Raw genomic sequence first — 18,981 nt, forward strand, 5'->3', positions numbered from 1 at the left:
GGCCGCCATGAGCAGTGCCCGCCCCCTTCAGCGAAATACCGGCACCTCGACTTCCCCATCCGGCGCCGGCGAGTCCTGGCTCGACGCGCTCGGCTTCGGCGAACCCTCGGCCCTCGAGGATGCCTCCACCCTGGATCCGCGCTGGGCGGAAGGTCCGGCCACCGGAGGCGACGATTCCCGCTTTCTCTCGCGCCAGGCCCGGCGCCTGGTGAACGCCGACGACAGCGCGCACCGCCGCGTCTACCGGACCTACCTCACCGCGCGCGCCGGGCTGGGGATGGCGCTGGTGCTGGCCCAGCTGGCGATCGACCTGTTCGGCGGCCGCGGCCCGTCGTGGCAATTCGTGCTGTGCGCCGTGTACGCGCTGCAGGCCGTCATCCTGCGCTTGTGGACCGCCGGGGACACGGGTCCGGCAAGTCCCGGCCGCAGGCGCTGGCGGTGGTGGACCACGGTCGGTGTCGACGTCGCGGCCTTCGGCGCGATGCACTGGCTGGAGCCGAACGCAACGCTGAACCACGCGGCGCTGCTGGTGCTGCCGGTGCTGATGGCGGGGGTGCTGAGCGCTCGCGTGACGGCACTCGCCACGGCGGCCGTGGCCAGCCTGCTGCTGATGGCCAGCGCCTGGGAGCGAGCTCTCGTCGCGGGCGAGTTCACCGCGCTGCTTTCGCAGGCCGGCCTGGCCGGCGCCGGGCTGTTCGTGACGGTGCTGGTCTCCGGCCAGATGGCCAGCCGGCTGGCCCGCGAGGAGCGCACAGCCCGCGGCAGCCTGGAGCTGGCGCGGCAGCAGGCCGAGCTGAACCGCCTCGTGATCGACGAGATGAGCGATGGCGTGCTGGTGGTCGACAGGCGCGGCCGGGTTCGGGCCGCCAACCCCGCTGCGCGAGGTTTGCTGTCGGAGCGTGGCGCCTGCCCGCCCGCGCCCTTCTCGCTGTCGAGCCAGGTCGGCTGGACGGCCTTGCAGGACGCGGTCGCCAAGGCCTACGAATCGGGCCAGTGGCCGGCCGCCGGGCTCGACCTCACCATGGCGTATGCCGGCGAGACCCCGCGCTCGGTTCGCGTGCGTGCCCGCTTCACGCGCGGCGCTCGGCTGGGCGTCCGGCCGGGCGGCCCGGACGACCGGCACGTCGACGAGGAATTCCTGGCGGTGCTGTTCATGGAGGAGCTGCGCACCGTGCTGGCGCGCCAGCGCGAGGAAAGACTGGTCGCCATGGGCCGCATCTCGGCCGGCATCGCGCACGAAATCCGCAATCCGCTGGCTGCCGTATCTCAGGCCAATGCGCTGCTGCAGGAGGACCTGCTTCGTCCCGACCAGCAGCGCCTGGTGCGCATCGTGGCCGACAACGTCGAGCGACTGCGCCGCATCGTAGAGGATGTGATGGAAGCGGCGCCGGGCAGCACTTCGCCCTCGCGCACCATCGATGCGACGGCCGAAGTGGCCGCCATCTGCGCCGAGTGGGCTCGCACCGTGGGTCTGGCGCTGGGCAGCGACAGCCGCCTGCGCGTGCTGCTGCCCAAGGAGCCGCTCGGCGCGGTGTTCGATCCGGACCACCTGCGCCGCGTGCTGGTCAACCTGCTGGAGAACGCCGTGCGTCACTGCAGCGAGAAGGCCGGCGCGGTGCTGGTCTTGCTCGAGCCGCTCGACGGCCCGTACGCGCGCCTGGCGGTGGCCAGCGATGGCGAGCCCATCCCGCCCGAGGTCGAAGCCCATCTGTTCGAACCTTTCCACTCCAGCCGCAGCCGCGGCACCGGCCTGGGGCTCTATATTTGCCGTGAGCTGTGCGAGCGCCATGGCGCCAGCATCGACTACCTGCGGCGTGCCGACGAGCGGCATCCCAATGTGTTCCAGGTCGTCATGCGGCATGACGAGGTGACCGGTGAAGGACGACTGCACCTGTGAATGAGCATCGACCACCAGGAAGCGAGCCCGTGAACGAATCCTTCACCGCCGGTGGCGTGCTGGTCGTCGATGACGAGCCGGACCTGCTGACGCTGTACGAGCTGACGCTGCTGCGCGAAGGCCACGAGGTGGAGACGGCGGCAACCGTGGCAGACGCCTGGGCCCGCCTGCAGGAGCGGGTGTTCCGCCTCGTCATCACCGACATGCGCCTGCCGGACGGTTCGGGCCTGGACCTCATGCACCGGCTGCAGCAGGCACACCGGCCGGAAAAGGTCATCGTCATCACGGCCTACGGCTCGGCCGAGAACGCGGTCGAGGCGCTCAAGGCCGGCGCCTTCGACTACCTCACCAAGCCGGTGGACCTGCGGCAGTTCCGGGCCGTCGTGGCGGGCGCGATGGGCCGTGCGGCGCCGGTTGCCGCGCCCCGGCCCGGCGTGGCGGCGCCCAGCGCTCCGCTGGCCCGCCTGGTCGGCGGCTCGCAGGCCATGAGGGAGGTCCGCGAGCTTGTCGAAAAGGTGGCCAGGAGCATGGCCCCCGCCCTGGTGGAAGGCGAGTCGGGCACCGGCAAGGAGCTGGTCGCGCGCGCCATCCACGAAGTCAGCGCCCGCGCCGGCCAGCCTTTCATCGCCGTCAACTGCGGGGCGATTCCGGAGAACCTGCTCGAGGCCGAGTTCTTCGGCTACCGCAAGGGCTCCTTCACCGGCGCGACCGAAGACCGCGCCGGATTCTTCCAGGCCGCGAACGGCGGCACGCTCTTCCTCGACGAGATCGGCGACCTGCCGCTGGCGATGCAGAGCAAGCTGCTGCGGGTGGTGCAGGAGCGCGCGGTGCGACCCATCGGAGCCGTGGCCGAAGTGCCGCTGAACGTGCGCATCGTCAGTGCAACGCACAAGGATCTGGCGGTCGAGGTGGCCGCGGGCCGGTTCCGCCAGGATCTGTTCTACCGTCTGAACGTGATCCGCATCGGCATGCCGCCGCTTCGCGACCGGCGCGACGACATCGGCCCGATCAGCAGCGCGCTGCTCGAGCGCATCGCCCGCGATGCCGGCGTGAGCCCGGCCCCGCGCCTGAGCGCGGCCGCGGTGGAGCGACTGGGCCGCTACGCCTTCCCCGGCAATGTGCGCGAGCTGGAGAACCTGCTGCACCGCGCGGTCGCCCTCTCGCCCGCGGACCTGATAGACGAGCAGGACCTGGGGCTGCCGGCCGCGATGCTGCAGGACAGCCAGGCCGGCGATACCGAGGCAGGAATCTTGTCCGAAGCGCCGCTGGTGACGCGGGATGCCGGCGCCCCCGCCGGGGATACGCCGCTGCCGCGCGACCTGGCGCGGCACCTCGACGACGTCGAGCGAGCGATCCTCGTTCGCGCCCTGGAGTTGCACGGCTTCAACCGGACGGCGGCCGGTTCGAGCCTGGGCCTGTCGCTGCGACAGATGCGCTATCGCATGGCGCGGCTGGGCATCACCGAAGGCGGCGAGGCGGGTGATGCCGAGTCCGGCGGCGTCTGAATGAGCGCGTGGCGCGGCGGCTGGACGGCGCTCGCCCGATCCGTTCCCTCGCCCAACTTCGGCCCGCGCCCGGCCGGCATGAAGGTGTCGCTCGTCGTCCTGCATTCGATCAGTCTCCCGCCGGGAGAATACGGAGGCGATGCGGTGCAGCGCCTGTTCACCAACCGGCTCGATGCGGACGCCCATCCGTACTACGCCGGTCTTCGCGGGCTGAAGGTCTCGGCTCACTTCTTCCTGCGCCGCGATGGCGAACTGCTGCAGTTCGTGTCCTGCGACGAGCGGGCCTGGCATGCCGGTGTGTCGCACTGGCGCGGCCGCGATAACTGCAATGACTTCTCCATAGGCATCGAGCTCGAAGGGCTGGAGGGCGAACGCTTCGAGGCGGTGCAATACGAACGTCTCGCTGCGCTGTTGCGCTCCTTGCAGGCCCGCCATGGCGCCTTCGATGTCGCTGGGCACGAGCACGTGGCCGAAGGCCGCAAGCGCGATCCGGGGCCAGGGTTCGATTGGGCCGGGCTGCGCAGCCGGCTGCGCTGGAGGGCCGAGCGCTTCGCCGCCTGATGGCGGATCGCCCGCCAGGCCGCGCCAAGCCTCGCGGAGAGCAAATCCCGGCATTCGTCAAGCGGGGTTAGTCACGCTACGGGTAGTGCTTGTGGCCACGTGTGGCCCTAGATATAGTGTTCTTTCGTGCTAACCTTCAGGCACTCCAGAACGCTCATGTCCAACGTCACCGGCGCCACCCTGGCCTCTCGCAGGCCCGCAGCGCAGCCGGCGCAGGCATCGGCCCCGACCCTGGTCCCGAAGCTTCGGGACCGCAAGCTCCGACGACGATGAAGCTCGTGTCGTGCGAGCCGCCAGCCTGAAGGCTGCAGCGGTTCCAGGCACGAGCTGCGCATCGCCGTTGCCGGCCGGTCAGGGTTCGGGCCGGGCCTGGCGCCAGGGGGGCCAACAACGTTTTCTCTGCGAACAGCAGTCATTCATAAGAGGGGATCTCCATGCAAGCCGCTGCACCCAGCATCATCGACAGCGCCGTCGCGGCGCGGCCGTCGCACGCCGCCGTGCCCACGGGCCAGTCTCCCAGTGCCTACCAGGGCTACCAGATCATTCGCCGCAACGGCGCCGTGGTCTCGTTCGAGCCCAACAAGATCGCCGTCGCGCTGATGAAGGCCTTCCTGGCGGTGCATGGCACCCAGGGCGCGGCCTCGGCGAGCGTGCGCGACACGGTGGATGCGCTGACCGAGACGGTGGTGCGCGCGCTGCTGCGCTCGCGGCCGGGCGGCGGCACCTTCCACATCGAGGACGTGCAGGACCAGGTCGAGCTCGGCCTCATGCGCGGCAGCCACCACGAGGTCGCACGCGCCTACGTGCTGTACCGCGAGCGCCGCTCACAGGAGCGCGCCAAGCACGCGAGCCAGGCGCCGGCGGCCGAGCCGGCCCACGTGCTGTACGTGGTCGATGGCGGCCAGCGCGTGGCCCTGGACGAAGGCCGGCTGCAGGCCCTGGTCGAGTCGGCTTGCGCCGGCCTTGGAGATGACGTCCGGCCCGATCCCATCCTGGCCGAGACCCGCCGCAACCTTTACGACGGCGTGCCCATCGACGAGGTCTACAAGGCGGCCATCCTGGCCGCGCGCACGCTGATCGAGCGGGACCCGGCCTACACCCGCGCCACCGCGCGCCTGCTGCTGCACACGATCCGTCGCGAGATCATCGGCGGCGAGGTGATGCAAGGCGAGATGGTCGAGAAGTACGCCGAGTACTTCCCCAGGTACATCAAGAAGGGGGTCGAGGCCGAGCTGCTGGACGAAAGGCTTATGCAGTTCGACCTGGCCAAGCTCGGCGCCGCGCTGAATGCCGACCGCGACCTGCAGTTCGACTACCTCGGCCTGCAGACGCTGTACGACCGCTACTTCCTGCACATCGACGAGACCCGCATCGAGATGCCGCAGGCCTTCTTCATGCGCGTCGCGATGGGCCTGGCACTCAACGAGATCGACCGCGAGACCCGCGCGATCGAGTTCTACAACGTGCTGTCGACCTTCGACTTCATGTCCTCGACGCCGACGCTGTTCAACGCCGGCACCCGCCGATCGCAGCTGTCGTCGTGCTACCTGACCACGGTGGCGGACGACCTGGACGGCATCTACGAGGCCCTGAAGGAGAACGCGCTGCTGTCCAAGTTCGCCGGCGGCCTCGGCAACGACTGGACCAACGTCCGCGCGCTAGGCTCCTATATCAAAGGCACCAACGGCAAGTCGCAAGGCGTCGTGCCCTTCCTCAAGGTCGTCAACGACACGGCGGTCGCCGTCAACCAGGGCGGCAAGCGCAAGGGCGCCGTCTGCGCCTATCTGGAAACGTGGCACCTGGACATCGAGGAGTTCCTCGAGCTGCGCAAGAACACCGGCGACGATCGCCGCCGCACCCACGACATGAACACCGCGAACTGGATTCCGGACCTGTTCATGAAGCGGGTGATGGAAGGCAGCGACTGGACCCTGTTCAGCCCTTCCACCTGCCCCGACCTGCACGACAAGATCGGCGCCCAGTTCGAGCAGGCCTATGCAGCCTACGAGGCCAAGGTCGACCGCGGCGAGATCAAGCTGTTCAAGCGCATGCCCGCCCGGGACCTGTGGCGCAAGATGCTCTCGATGCTGTTCGAGACCGGCCATCCCTGGATCACCTTCAAGGACGCCTGCAACGTCCGCTCGCCGCAGCAGCACGTCGGCGTGGTGCACTCGTCCAACCTGTGCACCGAGATCACCCTGAACACCGGCCCCGACGAGATCGCCGTGTGCAACCTGGGCTCGGTCAACCTGGCCCAGCACCTGATGGACGGCCCACGCGACGCCGCAGGCGTCGCCTCGAAGGTCATTGACCACGACAAGCTGAAGAAGACCGTGTCGACGGCGATGCGCATGCTCGACAACGTCATCGACATCAACTACTACGCGGTCAAGAAGGCGCGTGACTCCAACCTGCGCCACCGCCCGGTGGGCCTGGGCGTCATGGGCTTCCAGGACGCGCTGTACCAGCTGCGCCTGCCCTACGCCAGCCCCGAGGCGGTCGAGTTCGCCGACCGCTCGATGGAAGCGCTCTGCTACTACGCCTACTGGGCGTCGACCGACCTGGCGGCCGAACGTGGGCGCTACTCGACCTATCGCGGCTCCCTGTGGGATCGCGGCATCCTGCCGCTGGATTCGCTGGACCTCCTGGCCGAGCAGCGCGGCGGCTACGTGGACGTCGACCGCAGCATGAGCATGGACTGGAATGCCCTGCGCCAGCGCATCGCCAGCCACGGCATGCGCAACAGCAACTGCGTGGCCATCGCGCCGACGGCGACGATCTCCAACATCATCGGCGTCGACGCCTCGATCGAGCCGTGCTTCGGCAACCTGTCGGTCAAGTCCAACCTGTCCGGCGAGTTCACGGTCGTCAACGAGTACCTGGTGCGCGACCTGAAGAAGCTCGGCCTGTGGGACAGCGTGATGGTGATGGACCTCAAGCACTACGACGGTTCGCTGCGCCGGATCGACCGCGTGCCCGAGGAACTCAAGGCCCTGTACGCCACCGCGTTCGAGGTCGAGACGCAGTGGCTGGTCGAGGCCGCGGCCCGCCGCCAGAAGTGGATCGACCAGGCGCAGTCGCTCAACATCTACATCGCCGGCGCCTCGGGCAAGAAGCTCGACGACACCTACAAGCTCGCGTGGGTGCGTGGCTTGAAGACCACCTACTACCTGCGCACGGTGGGCGCCACGCATGCCGAGAAGTCGACGGTTTCCGCAGGCCAGTTGAACTCGGTGCCGAGCGGCGGTGGCCTCGGCGGCGGCATGTCGGCGCTCGATGCAGCGGCCGCGCAAGCGCAGGCCATGCTCGCTGCGCAGCCGGCCACCGACATCAAGTTCTGCGGTGTCGACGACCCGACTTGCGAGGCCTGTCAGTGAGTTGATCGGATGCACTCATCGCTCGATGGACACGTCGTCCGTCGATGCGATGAATGCCTTCGTTGTGATGCGTGCAAAGTCGATGCACGCGTGCAACAACGATGACGCTCCGATGTCAAGAAGTGCTTGGTGTTTCAACACAACACTCCCATAATCGCGACCCATAGGAAACACGCACATGCTGGTCTGGGAAGACGACCTTCGTACCCCGCCGAATCCTGCTTCACGCCACACGCCCGAGCCCCAACGCGAGTCTCGCGACGTGCAGGCGGTGACCCCTTCGCCTCTTCAAGTCTCTGCATCGGTGCGGCCCGTCGCACCGGTCGCGGCCAGCTCCGTTGTAGCGCCCCACGCGCGTCGTGTGAACGTCGCCGACAAGCGCATCATCAACGGCCAGACCGACGTGAACCAGCTGGTGCCGTTCAAGTACAAGTGGGCCTGGGAGAAGTACCTCGCGACGTGCGCGAACCACTGGATGCCGCAAGAGGTCAACATGTCGCGTGACATCGCGACCTGGAAGGATCCCAACGGCTTGAGCGAAGACGAGCGCCGCATCATCAAGCGCAACCTCGGCTTCTTCGTGACCGCCGATTCGCTCGCCGCCAACAACATCGTGCTCGGCACCTACCGGCACGTGACCGCGCCCGAAGCCCGCCAGTTCCTGCTGCGCCAGGCTTTCGAGGAAGCGATCCACACCCACGCCTACCAGTACATCGTCGAGTCGCTGGGCCTGGACGAGTCGGAGATCTTCAACGCCTACCACGAGGTTGCGTCGATCCGCGACAAGGACGAGTTCCTGATCCCGTTCATCGACGCGATCATGGACCCGCACTTCAAGACCGGCACGCCCGAGACCGACCAGACGCTGCTCAAGAGCCTGATCGTCTTCGCCTGCCTGATGGAGGGCCTGTTCTTCTACGTCGGCTTCACGCAGATCCTCGCGCTCGGCCGGCAGAACAAGATGACCGGCGCGGCCGAGCAGTACCAGTACATCCTGCGCGACGAGTCGATGCACTGCAACTTCGGCATCGACCTGATCAACCAGATCAAGCTCGAGAACCCGCAGCTGTGGACGGCCGAGTTCAAGGCCGAGATCAAGGGCCTGTTCGTCAAGGCCGTCGAGCTCGAGTACCGCTACGCCGAAGACACCATGCCGCGCGGCGTGCTGGGCCTGAATGCATCGATGTTCAAGGGCTACCTGCGCTACATAGCCAACCGGCGCGCCACGCAGATCGGCCTGGAGCCGCTCTTCCCGAACGAGGAGAACCCGTTCCCCTGGATGAGCGAAATGATCGACCTGAAGAAGGAGCGAAACTTTTTCGAAACCCGCGTCATCGAGTACCAATCCGGTGGCGCATTGAGCTGGGATTGAACGGACTTCGGCGCCGATGAGCGCCGCGGCCTTCATCCCGGCCACGTGAGAGATCAAGACCCTCCGGCCAGCCAGCTTCGCCACCATGAAGCGAAGCGGCTGTCCGGGACCCCATTCACCGACTGGGGCAGCCTGAAACGGCCTTTAGACCGTGACAGGAGTGGCCTCCCGGTGGATCGCCGAGCTGACTCGAGCAGCCCGGTGCTTTTCGCAACTTGATCAAGGAGATTGATATGGCAACTGCGAAGAAGGCTGCGGCCAAGAAAGCCCCGGCAAAGAAGGCTCCGGCCAAGAAGGCGCCGGCGAAGAAGGCGGCAGCGAAGAAGGCTGCACCGGCCAAGAAGGCTGCCGCCAAGAAGGCTCCGGCCAAGAAGGCCGCTCCGGCCAAGAAGGCGGCGCCGGCGAAGAAGGCGGCACCGGCCAAGAAGGCGGCTGCGAAGAAGGCGGCACCGGCCAAGAAGGCCCCCGCCAAGAAGGCCGCGCCGAAGCCGGTCGCCAAGAAGGCGGCAGCGAAGAAGGCGGCACCGGCGAAGAAGGCCGCTGCGGCCAAGAAGCCCGCGGCGAAGAAGCCGGCGGCGAAGAAGGCAGCAGCCAAGAAGGCTGCTGCGCCCACTGCCCCTGCTGCCCCTGCTGCCCCTGCGGCGAAGACGGCATTGAGCCCTGCGGCCGCCTGGCCGTTCCCGACGGGCAACAAGCCCTGATGGGCGTTTCGAAGGCCTCCTTCGGGGGCCTTCGATCCTTGACAAGCCCGGCTCCGGCCGGGCTTTTCTCTTTCATTGATGGCAACGAGTCGGCCCGCCCCCTTGTCCACCGGCACGGTGAATCCGTGGCCGTGCGTGCGCGACGGCGGACCGATGGCCTGCGTGCTGACCGTGACGGTGCAGCCGAACGCCCGAAGCACCGAGGCGACCGGCCTGCACGAGGGGGCCTTGCGAATCCGCCTGGCCGCGCAACCGATCGAAGGTCAGGCCAACGAGGCGCTCGTGCTGTGGCTCGCGCGTGAACTGGGCCTGGCCAAGCGCGATGTGCGTCTCAAGCGGGGCGCCGCGGCCCGACACAAGCAGGTCGAGATCGAGGCGCCGCTGACGGCTGTGCAGGCCTGGCTCCAGCGGGCGCTAGGTGCGCCGCCTGCGGGCTGACGCGGCCCGTCAGGCCAGGCCGAGCGCTGCGCGGTCTATCACGTGGTTCTGGCCGCCCCGCTGGGCGATCTTCAGCGCGCCGAGCCGGTTGCCGAGCGCCACGCAATCCACCAGGGGCCACCCGCGCTCCAGGCCATGCAGCAGGGCGCCACGGAAGGCGTCGCCGCAGCCGGTGGGGTCGAGCACCTGCTCGGCGGGTACGCCGGGCACGTGCTCGCAGCGTCCTTGCACCCACACATCGCATCCCTCCGCGCCGAGGGTGACGATCACGCCCTTCAAGTTCGGCATGGACGACAGCTCGGCGAGCGTGAGGCCGGTGCGCTCGCACAGCATCCGTCCTTCATAGTCGTTCACGGCGACCCAGGTGGACCGCGCGATGAAGGCCTTCAGTGCTTCACCGTCGAACATCGGCAGGCCCTGGCCCGGGTCGAAGACGAAGGGGATGCCGGCTTGCGCCAGGTCGGTGGCTCGCCTGAGCATGGCGTCGCGGCCATCCGGGCCGATGATCGCCAGCGCGATGTCGTTGCGCTCCGGCAGGCCGATGCGGTGCGCCTCCTGCATGGCGCCGGGGTGAAATGCCGTGATCTGATTGTTGTCTGCGTCGGTGATGATCATCGCCTGGGCGGTGTAGGTGTCCTGCACCTGGAGCACCTGCGTCGTGTCGATGCCCAGGCGCTGCATGCGGTCGAGATAGACCTCGCCGTCGTTGCCGAGGGCGGCTACCACTACGGCCTCACTGCCGAGGGCAGCCAGCGTGTAGGCGATGTTGCCGGCGCAACCGCCGAACTCGCGCCGAAGCGTCGGCACCAGGAACGACACGTTCAGGATGTGCACCTGCTCGGGCAGGATCTGCTCGGCGAAGCGGCCGGGAAAGTTCGTGATGGTGTCGAAGGCGAGGGAGCCGCTGACGAGACAGGCCATGGTGTGATCCGGTGAACGAAGAACAGAAGCAGTGCGTGCCACCCGGCACGCATCAGGGATAGAACACCTCGACGGTGTAGCCGGCCACTTGCAGCTCGCCGACGGCCAGCCGCGCGTCGATGCGCCATTGAGCATCCGCTTCGATGGCATCGCCCCGCAGGCCCAGGTCCGACGGCTGGAAGACCTTGCGCGAAACGACGCGGCCGACCGCATCCGTGAAGCTCACTTCGAGCGCTGGAGCACGCACCGCGAAGTCAGCGCTGTTGTGCAGATCGGCGGTGAAGCGCAGGACCTGGTCCATCTCGGTGCGGGTGAGGTCACTGGCGTCGAGGCGCAGCCGCTCGATGGCACGTGGCGCGGTGATGCGGCAGCCCAGTTGCGCACAGCCGGCGTGCAACGCAGGAGCCAGCGCAGGCACATGCGCCGACAGCGGGTCGCGGTATTCGTAGGCGACCTGGAGCACCAACAACAGGCCGAGCACACCGGCCGTGCTGACCAGCACCGCTCGGACAGCGGGCCTTCGCCACATGGCAGCGCGTTCGGCCTGGCGCACGAACTCCGGCTTGCGCCGGCGGCGATGGGCGCGGGCGCTGCTGCGGGCCTGGACATGCGGCGCTTCATCGGCGGCCGGTCGCGCCTTGGCTTTCTGGCTGTTCTTGCCCCGCCGGCCTCGAGCCGGCTGGCGGGCCCAGTCCGGCACCGGGCCGATGAAGCGCGAAGGCGTGGGTTCCGAATCGGTCTCGTCGTCAGCAACGGCCGCCGCGGCCTTGGTGGCCTCGGCCACTGGCGAGGGCTTCGTGCTTGGAGGCGGGAGCGGCGCCGTCAAACGCGGCTCATTGACGGGCAATGGATGGCCGGGTTCCGCGGGCACGGCGTCCCCCTGCATCGGCTGCGCATCGGGTGGGGGAGCCGTGGCAGGCGGCGGCGTTTCTTCCCACGGCCGAAGATGGATGGCCGGCGCATCGGCCGGCGGCGGTCGCGGGCTGGGCGGCGGAGGCGGTGTCGGATCCCAGTGGTCCTCCGGCAGAGGTCCCTCGGCGATCACCTCGGCGGCATTCAGGGTCTCATCGTCGACCACCGCGACCGGTTCATCCGCCGGCCCTGCGGTGGCTTCTTCCACCGTGGCCTCGCCAAGGTCGAACAGGGTCTCCAGCGCGTTGAAGACCTCCTGGCACTGGCCGCATCGGACCCAGCCCTCGGACACCCGCAACTGGTCCTGCACGACACGGAAGACCGTATGGCAGGCGGGGCAGCGCGTCGCGAGGCTCATGCTGGCGGCGATGATGCCATGCAGGCTTGGCGGTCTTCGCCCGGCCTCAGGCCGTGCCCATGAGGATCCAGCCGTCCTCCTGATCGAGGACCTCGATGGCGCACCAGGGCGCATAGGCGGCCCGCAGCTCGTCGGCCTGGCGTTCCAGGATGCCGGCCAGCACGAGCCGGCCGCCCGGAGCGACGTGGCCGCACAGCAGCGGCGCGAGCAGCTTCAGCGGCGTGGCCAGGATGTTGGCGAGCACCAGGCCGTACGATCCGTTGGCGACATCCGCCAAGCCGGACCTCAGCGCGACGTGGTTGGCCGCCGCGTTGTGACGTGTCGCTTCCACGGCCGCAGGGTCGATGTCCACCGCGTCGATCTCGCGGGCCCCATGCAGGGCGGCCCCGATCGCGAGGATGCCCGAGCCGCAGCCGTAGTCCAGGACCCGTGCGGAGCGGACCTGCACCTCATGCCGCGCCATCCAGCGCAGGCACATGCGGGTCGTCGGATGCGTGCCGGTGCCGAAGGCCAGGCCGGGGTCGAGCCGGATCACGCGCTCGGCGCTGGCCGGCGGCTCGTGCCAGCTCGGCACGATCCAGAAGGTGGGCGTGATCTCGACCGGTGCGAACTGCGATTGGGTGACGCGCACCCAGTCCTGGTCCTCGACCGCCTGCAGGCTGCGAACCGCCAGCCCTGGCGTCCAGTCCTGCGCGAGCAGCAGCGTCATCGCCTCGGTGGCCGCGGCTTCGGTCTCGAACAGCGCCTTGAGCGTCGAACGATCCCATCCCGGCGCGGGGGCCGGCATGCCGGGCTCGCCGAACAGGGCGTGCTCGGCTTCGGTGTCCGCATCGGCATCCTCGACCGAGACGGACAGCGCACCGAGTTCGTCCATCAACGCATCCGACACCGGCTCGACCAGCGCCTGCGGGGCATTCAGCACCAGTTCGAACATGGCCATGGCGAGCTCAGCGGCGATGTTCCGCGAGCCAGCCTTCGAGATAGTGGATGCTCGTGCCGCCATCGACGAACTTGGCGTCCACCATCAGCTCGCGGTGCAGCGGGATGTTGGTCTGTATGCCCTCGACCACCGTCTCGAGCAGCGCGGTGCGCATGCGGGCGAGCGCCTGGTCGCGCGTGTCGCCGTGGACGATGATCTTGCCGATCATCGAGTCGTAGTTCGGCGGCACGAAGTAGTTGGTGTAGGCGTGCGAATCGACCCGGACCCCGGGGCCGCCGGGCGCGTGCCAGAGCGTGATGCGGCCCGGCGAAGGGAAGAACTTGTACGGATCCTCGGCGTTGATCCGGCACTCGATCGCATGGCCGCGCATCTCGATCTGGCGCTGGGTGAAGGGCAGCTTCTCGCCGGCAGCCACGCGGATCTGCATCTGCACGATGTCGATGCCCGTCACCATCTCGGTCACCGGATGCTCGACCTGCACCCGGGTGTTCATCTCGATGAAGTAGAACTCGCCGTTCTCGTAGAGGAACTCGAAGGTGCCGGCGCCGCGGTAGCCGATCTTCTTGCAGGCGGCGGCGCAGCGCTCGCCCACCTTCTCGATGACGCGACGGGGGATGCCCGGGGCAGGCGCCTCCTCGATGATCTTCTGGTGGCGCCGCTGCATCGAGCAGTCGCGCTCGCCCAGCCAGACGGCGTTCTTGTGCTCGTCGGCCAGGATCTGGATCTCCACGTGGCGCGGGTTCTCGAGGAACTTCTCCATGTAGACAGCGGGATTGCCGAAGGCGGCACCCGCTTCCGCCCGGGTGGTCTGCACCGCGTGGATCAGCGCCGCCTCGGTGTGCACGACGCGCATGCCGCGCCCGCCACCGCCACCGGCCGCCTTGATGATCACCGGGTAGCCGACGGCCCGGGCGATCTTGATGATCTCCTTCGGGTCTTCGGGCAGCGCCCCCTCGGAGCCCGGCACGCACGGCACGCCGGACTTGATCATGGCCTGCTTGGCCGAGACCTTGTCGCCCATCATGCGGATCGACTCGGACGTGGGCCCGATGAAGGTGAAGCCGCTTTGCTCGACGCGCTCGGCGAAGTCCGCGTTCTCCGACAGGAAGCCGTAGCCGGGATGGATGGCCTCGGCGTCCGTCACCTCGGCCGTCGCGATGATGGCCGGCATGTTGAGGTAGCTCTGGGCCGACGGCGCCGGGCCGATGCACACCGCCTCCTCGGCCAGCCGGACGTACTTGGCATCGCGATCGGCCTCGGAATAGACGACGACCGACTTGATGCCCATCTCGCGGCAGGCTCGCTGGATGCGCAGGGCGATCTCGCCTCGGTTCGCGATGAGAATTTTCTTGAACATGGTGCCTCGGCTCAATCGCCCTGCCGGGCTGCGCCCGCAGGCGCGCGAACGCCTCGGTTGGCAATGAGAATCTTCTTGAACATGACGGGCCGCCGCCTTACTCGATCACGAACAGCGGCTGGCCGAACTCCACCGCCTGGCCGTTCTGGGCCAGGACCTGGGTGATCGTGCCGGCCTTGTCGGCCTCGATCTCGTTCATGATCTTCATGGCCTCGATGATGCAGACCGGGTCGCCCTCCTTGACCACCGAGCCGATCTCGACCAGCGGCTTGCCGCCGGGCGTCGAAGACATGTAGAAGGTGCCCACCATCGGTGACTTGACGACATGGCCCGCCGGTTCCGCCGGCGCGGCGGCAATCGCTGGGGTTGCGACGACGACAGGCGCCGCTGCCGGCGCCGCTCCAGCCGTCGGAGCAGCCGCTGCCACCGGCATCGCTGCCGGCGCGTAGGTGACCGGGTTGGCCTTGACGATGCGTACCTTGCCGTCGTCCTCGGTGATCTCCAGCTCGGTGATGTTGGAGTCCGAGACCAGGTCGATCAGGGTCTTCAGCTTGCGCAGGTCCATGGGGAATGAATCTCCGACGAAAGAGGTGGTCGCGTGCCGCAGGACGATCGGGGCAGCGGATGGGTGCCCCGAATGGCGGCGCAAGCGGCGATCGGCACGCAAGAAGTGCTGATCGTCGGCGAACTGGCCGAACCATGCCCGCTACACCGGCGAGCGCCCAACGGACGATGATTCGGCGCACAAAGATCAAGAACTGGCATTCCTGGCTTGTGTGGTCGTCCCGCGAAGGCGACCGGCCGTTTTTACAAGAGCGCGAACTTTACGCCTTTTGAAAGCAGTTCCAGCGGAGTTGGCGCCCCATAGGCCGAAAATTAAGTGCGGTCAACCTATTGACAGCGAGCCGGGCATGAGGCCGGCGCCGGTGGTCAGGCCGATTGAGTCCACCCGCTCAGTTCGTCGAAGGTGGTCGCGCCCAGCTTTCTGCGCACGATGCGCCCATCTGAGCCCATTTGCACGCTGAAAGGCAAGCCTCCGGCCGGATTGCCCAATCTTCGCACCCAGCTCAGCCCTTCATTGCCGGCCAATACGATCGGGAAGCTCACCGGAGTCTGCTGAAGAAAGCGCTGCACCGGGTCAGGCTGGTCGATCGCGATGCCCAGCACCTGCCATCCGCGACCCGAGAATTCCCGCGCGAAGCGGTCCAGGTCCGGCATTTCCTTCACGCAGGGCGGGCACCAGCTGGCCCAGAAGTTGACTACGAGCGGGCGTCCATGAAAGGCGCGCAGGGCCAGGGTGGCGCCGGTCGGGCTGGGCAACTCGAGCGACCAGAAGTCGTCGACCGTATCGTCCCCTGAGGGGCCGGGTGCTTCTTCACCACGGCTGCGCCACAAGCGCCAACCGGCGCCAGCGGCCAGCGCTGCAGCGCCGGCCGCCAGCAGGATCCCGCGCCGGGCGACGGGCGTCATGCCTGGCCCTCCGCCTGTGCCAAGCGCTGACGCACCGAGCTCGAGTCGCCGCGCCATGTCTGGCCGCGGGCATCCGGCTTGAGAGCACCGCGCAGCTCGTCGTGGTCGTGAACGATGAAGTGGATGCTCACCATCTCCGACAGGTCTTCGCAGCGGGCCAGCACGGTCAGCACCGTCTCATCGCCTGCACCCGGCTCGCTGTGGCTGTCGAACGCGATGCCTTCGTTGAGGAAGCCGATCTCGGCCGCCTTGGGATCGTCGCAGTACAGATCGATGAGGACCGGGGACAGCCGCGTGGCCGTCCCGCGCCAGACGGCACCGCCCAGGTAGGGGCGGAAGTCGGCGAGGCGATCCATCCAGTTCAGGGCAAGCCGGCGCAATGCGGCCAGCTCCCGCGGTTGCGTTTCGGCGTGGAACAGGGCCAGGTGCTCCCGCACGGCATCCTCGACCTGTTCGTTGGGCGGCAGCACGGCGCCACGACCCGCCTGCGGGCCCACCTCGCGCAGCGCCCTGCGTTTGGCGGAGGCGTAGTCCAGGCCTTCGTCGACGATGAGGCGTGCGGCTCGGGCGCAAAGCTCGGCGCTGAGGTGATCGCTGGTGGGCATCTGGAAGGACAGGGGAGGACTCAGGGCAATTCCACGGCGCCCATGCGGGCCACGATGGTGCCAGCACGCCCGCTGACATAGGCCGAGCCGGGGTTTTTCTCGAAGCGCTTGGGCGCGGGCAGCATCACCGCCAGCCGCGCAGCGGGGTAGGCGCCGAGCTGCGCCGCGTCGACATGGAAGTAGTGGCGGGCGGCGGCCTGGGCACCGAACAGGCCTTCGCCCCACTCGACGCTGTTCAGGTAGATCTCGAGGATGCGTCTCTTGTCGAGCAGGGCTTCGAGCATGTAGGCCAGCACGATCTCCTGTGCCTTGCGCAGGGCGGTGCGTTCGCTGGACAGGAACAGGTTCTTGGCCAGCTGCTGGGTGATGGTCGACCCGCCCACGACCTTGGCAGAGGCGCGCGGCAGCGGCTTGGCGACTGGCCTGCCGGCCTTCTCTCGCTGGGCTTCGCGCTTGTCGAGCTGTTCGTTGATGCGCTCGGCGCGTGCCTCGGCCTTCTGGTTCTTTTCCCAGGCCGCCTCGATGGCGTCCCATTCGACGCCGCTGTGGTCGGCGAAGCCGGCGTCTTCGCTGGCGATCACGGCGCGCTTGAGCTGGGGCGAGATGCGTGCGTCGGCCACCCACTCCTGGCTCCAGGTCACCTGGTGCTTCTCGGTGGCCAGGCGCGCGATCTCGCTGCGCTGGAAGGTCGTCGATTCAGGCGCGATCACCGCCATCAGGCCAATGCGGGCCGCGAAGTACAGCTGCAACGACAGCACGCACAGCGCGATCAGGCCGACGAGCCGGCCCAGGATTCGCAGGTCACCGATCACGAGCGGGCAGCCGCCTCGGCGGCCTCGTTGGCCAGCTGGCCGCGCAGGGCTGCCAGCACCGGCGCCGTGTCCGGCCGCACCCCGCGCCACAGCTCGAAGGCCTCGGCCGCCTGCTCGACCAGCATGCCGAGTCCGTCCCGGCCCCGTGCGCCGTGCGCCCGGGCCCAGCGCAAGAAGCCCTCGGCCGCGGGGCCGTACATCAGGTCGACCGCCAAGGCGTCTGTTCCCAACGCGGACGCGGGCACCGGCGGCGCCGCGCCGGCCAGGCTGCTGGCGCTGGCGTTGATCACGAGGTCGAAGGCAACGCCGGGATCCTCCAGCGCCGTGGCGCGCACCGCGACGCCATTCGTGGCGGCATGGTCGCCATGGCGGCCGCACAGGATGGCTGCCTTGTCGCGCGTGCGGTTGGCCACCACCACTTCGGCGGGTCTGGCCGCGATCAGCGGGCCCATCACGCCGGCGGCCGCGCCACCGGCCCCGACCAGCAGCACCCGCCGGCCTTGCACAGTGAAGGCGGCATTGCGTTCGATGTCGGTCAGGAGGCCCACGCCGTCGGTGTTGTCGCCGAACCAGCCCTGCTCGTCGAACCGCACGGTGTTGACGGCCTCGGCCAGGGCCGCCCTGGCGCTGTGCCGTGAGCACATCGCGAAGGCCGCGAACTTGAAGGGCACCGTGACGTTGCATCCCTGGCCGCCGCCCGCGGCAAATTGGCGGACGGTGGACTCGAAACCGTCGAGCGGCGCCAGCACCCGGCCGTAGCTCATGTGTTGACCGGTCTGCTCTGCGAATGCCTGGTGGATGAACGGCGAACGGCTGTGCGCGACCGGGTTGCCGATCACGGCATAGCTTTCGGGGGCAGGGCTGGGAATGGTCACGGCGGTGTGGCGGTGCTGAGCGTGGTCTCCAGCCCTTCGGTGCGGGTGAAGCGGAAGCGCGAGGTGACCACGATCTGGTCGGCCCTTCGGCGCATGGCATCGGTGAAGGGGCCGAAGGGGCCGGAGGCATAGGCAATGGCCACGGCGCGGCGGTCCAGCTGCGGCGAGCGCGAGGGCTGGATCACCTCGGCCTCCACCACGCGGCCGCGCGCGTCGATGGTGAGGTTCATCGTCAGCTCGCCGTACAGCTTCTGGCCCTTGTATTCCGGGAAGTCGCGTGTGCCGCGTTCCTCTATCCGGTGCCGCAGCTTGTCGTAGTAGACGGCGTAGACCTCTTCCCGGGTGGCCGGGCTGATGTAGCGCTTCTTCGGGCGCGCGTTCTCGGTGTTGATGCGCTTTTCGATCTCGGCCAGCATGCGCAGCAACTGCCGCCGGCGCTCTTCACGCTCGACGTCTTCCTTGGTGATCAACGGCCGGTTGGGGTCGGGTGGCGGTAGCAGCGCGAGCTCGCGGCGGCCCTGCGTGAGCAACTGCTCCTGCGCCTCCTTCATCTGCTGGATCTGCTTGTCCAGGTCGTTGTCTGCCTCTCCCGCCACGGTGATGGCAGAAGGCGGCAGCGGCGTCGTGGCGCGTCCCTTCTCGGCCTCTCCTCCGCCGGCCAGGTTGGCCTGGGCGATGGCCTGGGCCTTGGTCGGCCGCTCATCGGAGCGGGCATTGACCAGCACCACCTCCAGCGGCGTGTCCTCGAACACCCGGTTGTAGGTCTCCGGAGCGGCCAGGCGCAGGGTGAGCAGGCCACCATGCACGGCGGCGGACGCGATGAGCGCCCAGTGCAGTGCCGTCAGCGGCAGCGCCTTCAGCGTGGCGATGAAGCGCATGG

Annotated in this window: 17 protein-coding genes; 7 read left to right on the top strand and 10 right to left on the bottom strand. The window is 68.4% G+C overall.

Annotated features, from left to right (window positions below; genetic code table 11):
- Positions 1–7: 7 nt before the first annotated feature.
- From ACS5PM_RS16165 to ACS5PM_RS16195, 7 genes are all read left to right on the top strand, one after another.
- Positions 8–1,897 carry a sensor histidine kinase gene (locus ACS5PM_RS16165; protein ID WP_439388686.1) on the top strand — a complete coding sequence of 630 codons (1,890 nt, stop codon included), beginning with the start codon at positions 8–10 and terminating at the stop codon, positions 1,895–1,897.
- A 29-nt stretch (positions 1,898–1,926) separates the two neighbouring features.
- Positions 1,927–3,402 carry a sigma-54-dependent transcriptional regulator gene (locus ACS5PM_RS16170; RefSeq protein ID WP_439388687.1) on the top strand — a complete coding sequence of 492 codons (1,476 nt, stop codon included), beginning with the start codon at positions 1,927–1,929 and terminating at the stop codon, positions 3,400–3,402.
- Positions 3,403–3,963 (top strand): 1,6-anhydro-N-acetylmuramyl-L-alanine amidase AmpD, encoded by a 561-nt coding sequence (gene ampD / locus ACS5PM_RS16175; RefSeq protein ID WP_439388688.1) that lies wholly within the window; start codon positions 3,403–3,405, stop codon positions 3,961–3,963.
- Positions 3,964–4,397: 434 nt separating this feature from the next.
- Positions 4,398–7,340 carry a ribonucleoside-diphosphate reductase subunit alpha gene (locus ACS5PM_RS16180; protein ID WP_439388689.1) on the top strand — a complete coding sequence of 981 codons (2,943 nt, stop codon included), beginning with the start codon at positions 4,398–4,400 and terminating at the stop codon, positions 7,338–7,340.
- A 178-nt stretch (positions 7,341–7,518) separates the two neighbouring features.
- Complete coding sequence (locus ACS5PM_RS16185) at positions 7,519–8,712, top strand: ribonucleotide-diphosphate reductase subunit beta (protein WP_439388690.1); 1,194 nt, start codon at positions 7,519–7,521, stop codon at positions 8,710–8,712.
- Between the two features lie 233 nt (positions 8,713–8,945).
- Positions 8,946–9,413: a hypothetical protein gene (locus ACS5PM_RS16190; protein ID WP_439388691.1), complete on the top strand. Its 468-nt coding sequence runs from the start codon at positions 8,946–8,948 to the stop codon at positions 9,411–9,413.
- Between the two features lie 102 nt (positions 9,414–9,515).
- The gene (locus ACS5PM_RS16195) at positions 9,516–9,851 is read left to right on the top strand and encodes a DUF167 domain-containing protein (protein ID WP_439388692.1); all 336 of its coding nucleotides are present in this window, start codon (positions 9,516–9,518) and stop codon (positions 9,849–9,851) included.
- 9 nt (positions 9,852–9,860) lie between these two features.
- Here ACS5PM_RS16195 and ACS5PM_RS16200 read toward each other — a convergent pair whose 3' ends face one another.
- The 10 genes from ACS5PM_RS16200 to ACS5PM_RS16245 all read right to left on the bottom strand — a co-directional run bounded on the left by ACS5PM_RS16200 (position 9,861) and on the right by ACS5PM_RS16245 (position 18,979).
- Positions 9,861–10,772 (bottom strand): carbohydrate kinase family protein, encoded by a 912-nt coding sequence (locus ACS5PM_RS16200; protein WP_439388693.1) that lies wholly within the window; start codon positions 10,770–10,772, stop codon positions 9,861–9,863.
- Between the two features lie 52 nt (positions 10,773–10,824).
- Positions 10,825–12,042, bottom strand: a complete 1,218-nt coding sequence (locus ACS5PM_RS16205; protein ID WP_439388694.1) for a zinc-ribbon and DUF3426 domain-containing protein — start codon at positions 12,040–12,042, stop codon at positions 10,825–10,827.
- A gap of 46 nt (positions 12,043–12,088) precedes the next feature.
- On the bottom strand, positions 12,089–12,976 hold the full coding sequence (gene prmA, locus ACS5PM_RS16210; protein ID WP_439389012.1) for a 50S ribosomal protein L11 methyltransferase: 888 nt from the start codon (positions 12,974–12,976) through the stop codon (positions 12,089–12,091).
- Between the two features lie 13 nt (positions 12,977–12,989).
- Positions 12,990–14,339: an acetyl-CoA carboxylase biotin carboxylase subunit gene (gene accC / locus ACS5PM_RS16215; protein WP_439388695.1), complete on the bottom strand. Its 1,350-nt coding sequence runs from the start codon at positions 14,337–14,339 to the stop codon at positions 12,990–12,992.
- 97 nt (positions 14,340–14,436) lie between these two features.
- Positions 14,437–14,904, bottom strand: a complete 468-nt coding sequence (gene accB, locus ACS5PM_RS16220) for an acetyl-CoA carboxylase biotin carboxyl carrier protein (RefSeq protein ID WP_439388696.1) — start codon at positions 14,902–14,904, stop codon at positions 14,437–14,439.
- 365 nt (positions 14,905–15,269) lie between these two features.
- The gene (locus ACS5PM_RS16225) at positions 15,270–15,809 is read right to left on the bottom strand and encodes a TlpA disulfide reductase family protein (protein WP_439388697.1); all 540 of its coding nucleotides are present in this window, start codon (positions 15,807–15,809) and stop codon (positions 15,270–15,272) included.
- Positions 15,806–16,414 (bottom strand): hypothetical protein, encoded by a 609-nt coding sequence (locus ACS5PM_RS16230; protein ID WP_439388698.1) that lies wholly within the window; start codon positions 16,412–16,414, stop codon positions 15,806–15,808. Before ACS5PM_RS16230 ends, ACS5PM_RS16225 begins: the two co-directional genes overlap by 4 nt.
- Positions 16,415–16,434: 20 nt before the next feature.
- Positions 16,435–17,226, bottom strand: a complete 792-nt coding sequence (locus ACS5PM_RS16235) for a transglycosylase domain-containing protein (RefSeq protein WP_439388699.1) — start codon at positions 17,224–17,226, stop codon at positions 16,435–16,437.
- Positions 17,223–18,095 carry a shikimate dehydrogenase gene (gene aroE / locus ACS5PM_RS16240; RefSeq protein ID WP_439389013.1) on the bottom strand — a complete coding sequence of 291 codons (873 nt, stop codon included), beginning with the start codon at positions 18,093–18,095 and terminating at the stop codon, positions 17,223–17,225. Before aroE ends, ACS5PM_RS16235 begins: the two co-directional genes overlap by 4 nt.
- Positions 18,096–18,097: 2 nt before the next feature.
- The gene (locus ACS5PM_RS16245) at positions 18,098–18,979 is read right to left on the bottom strand and encodes an energy transducer TonB (protein ID WP_439388700.1); all 882 of its coding nucleotides are present in this window, start codon (positions 18,977–18,979) and stop codon (positions 18,098–18,100) included.
- Between the last annotated feature and the right edge of the window lie 2 nt (positions 18,980–18,981).

The organism is Ideonella flava (assembly GCF_051857595.1).
Lineage (GTDB): Bacteria > Pseudomonadota > Gammaproteobacteria > Burkholderiales > Burkholderiaceae_C > Ideonella.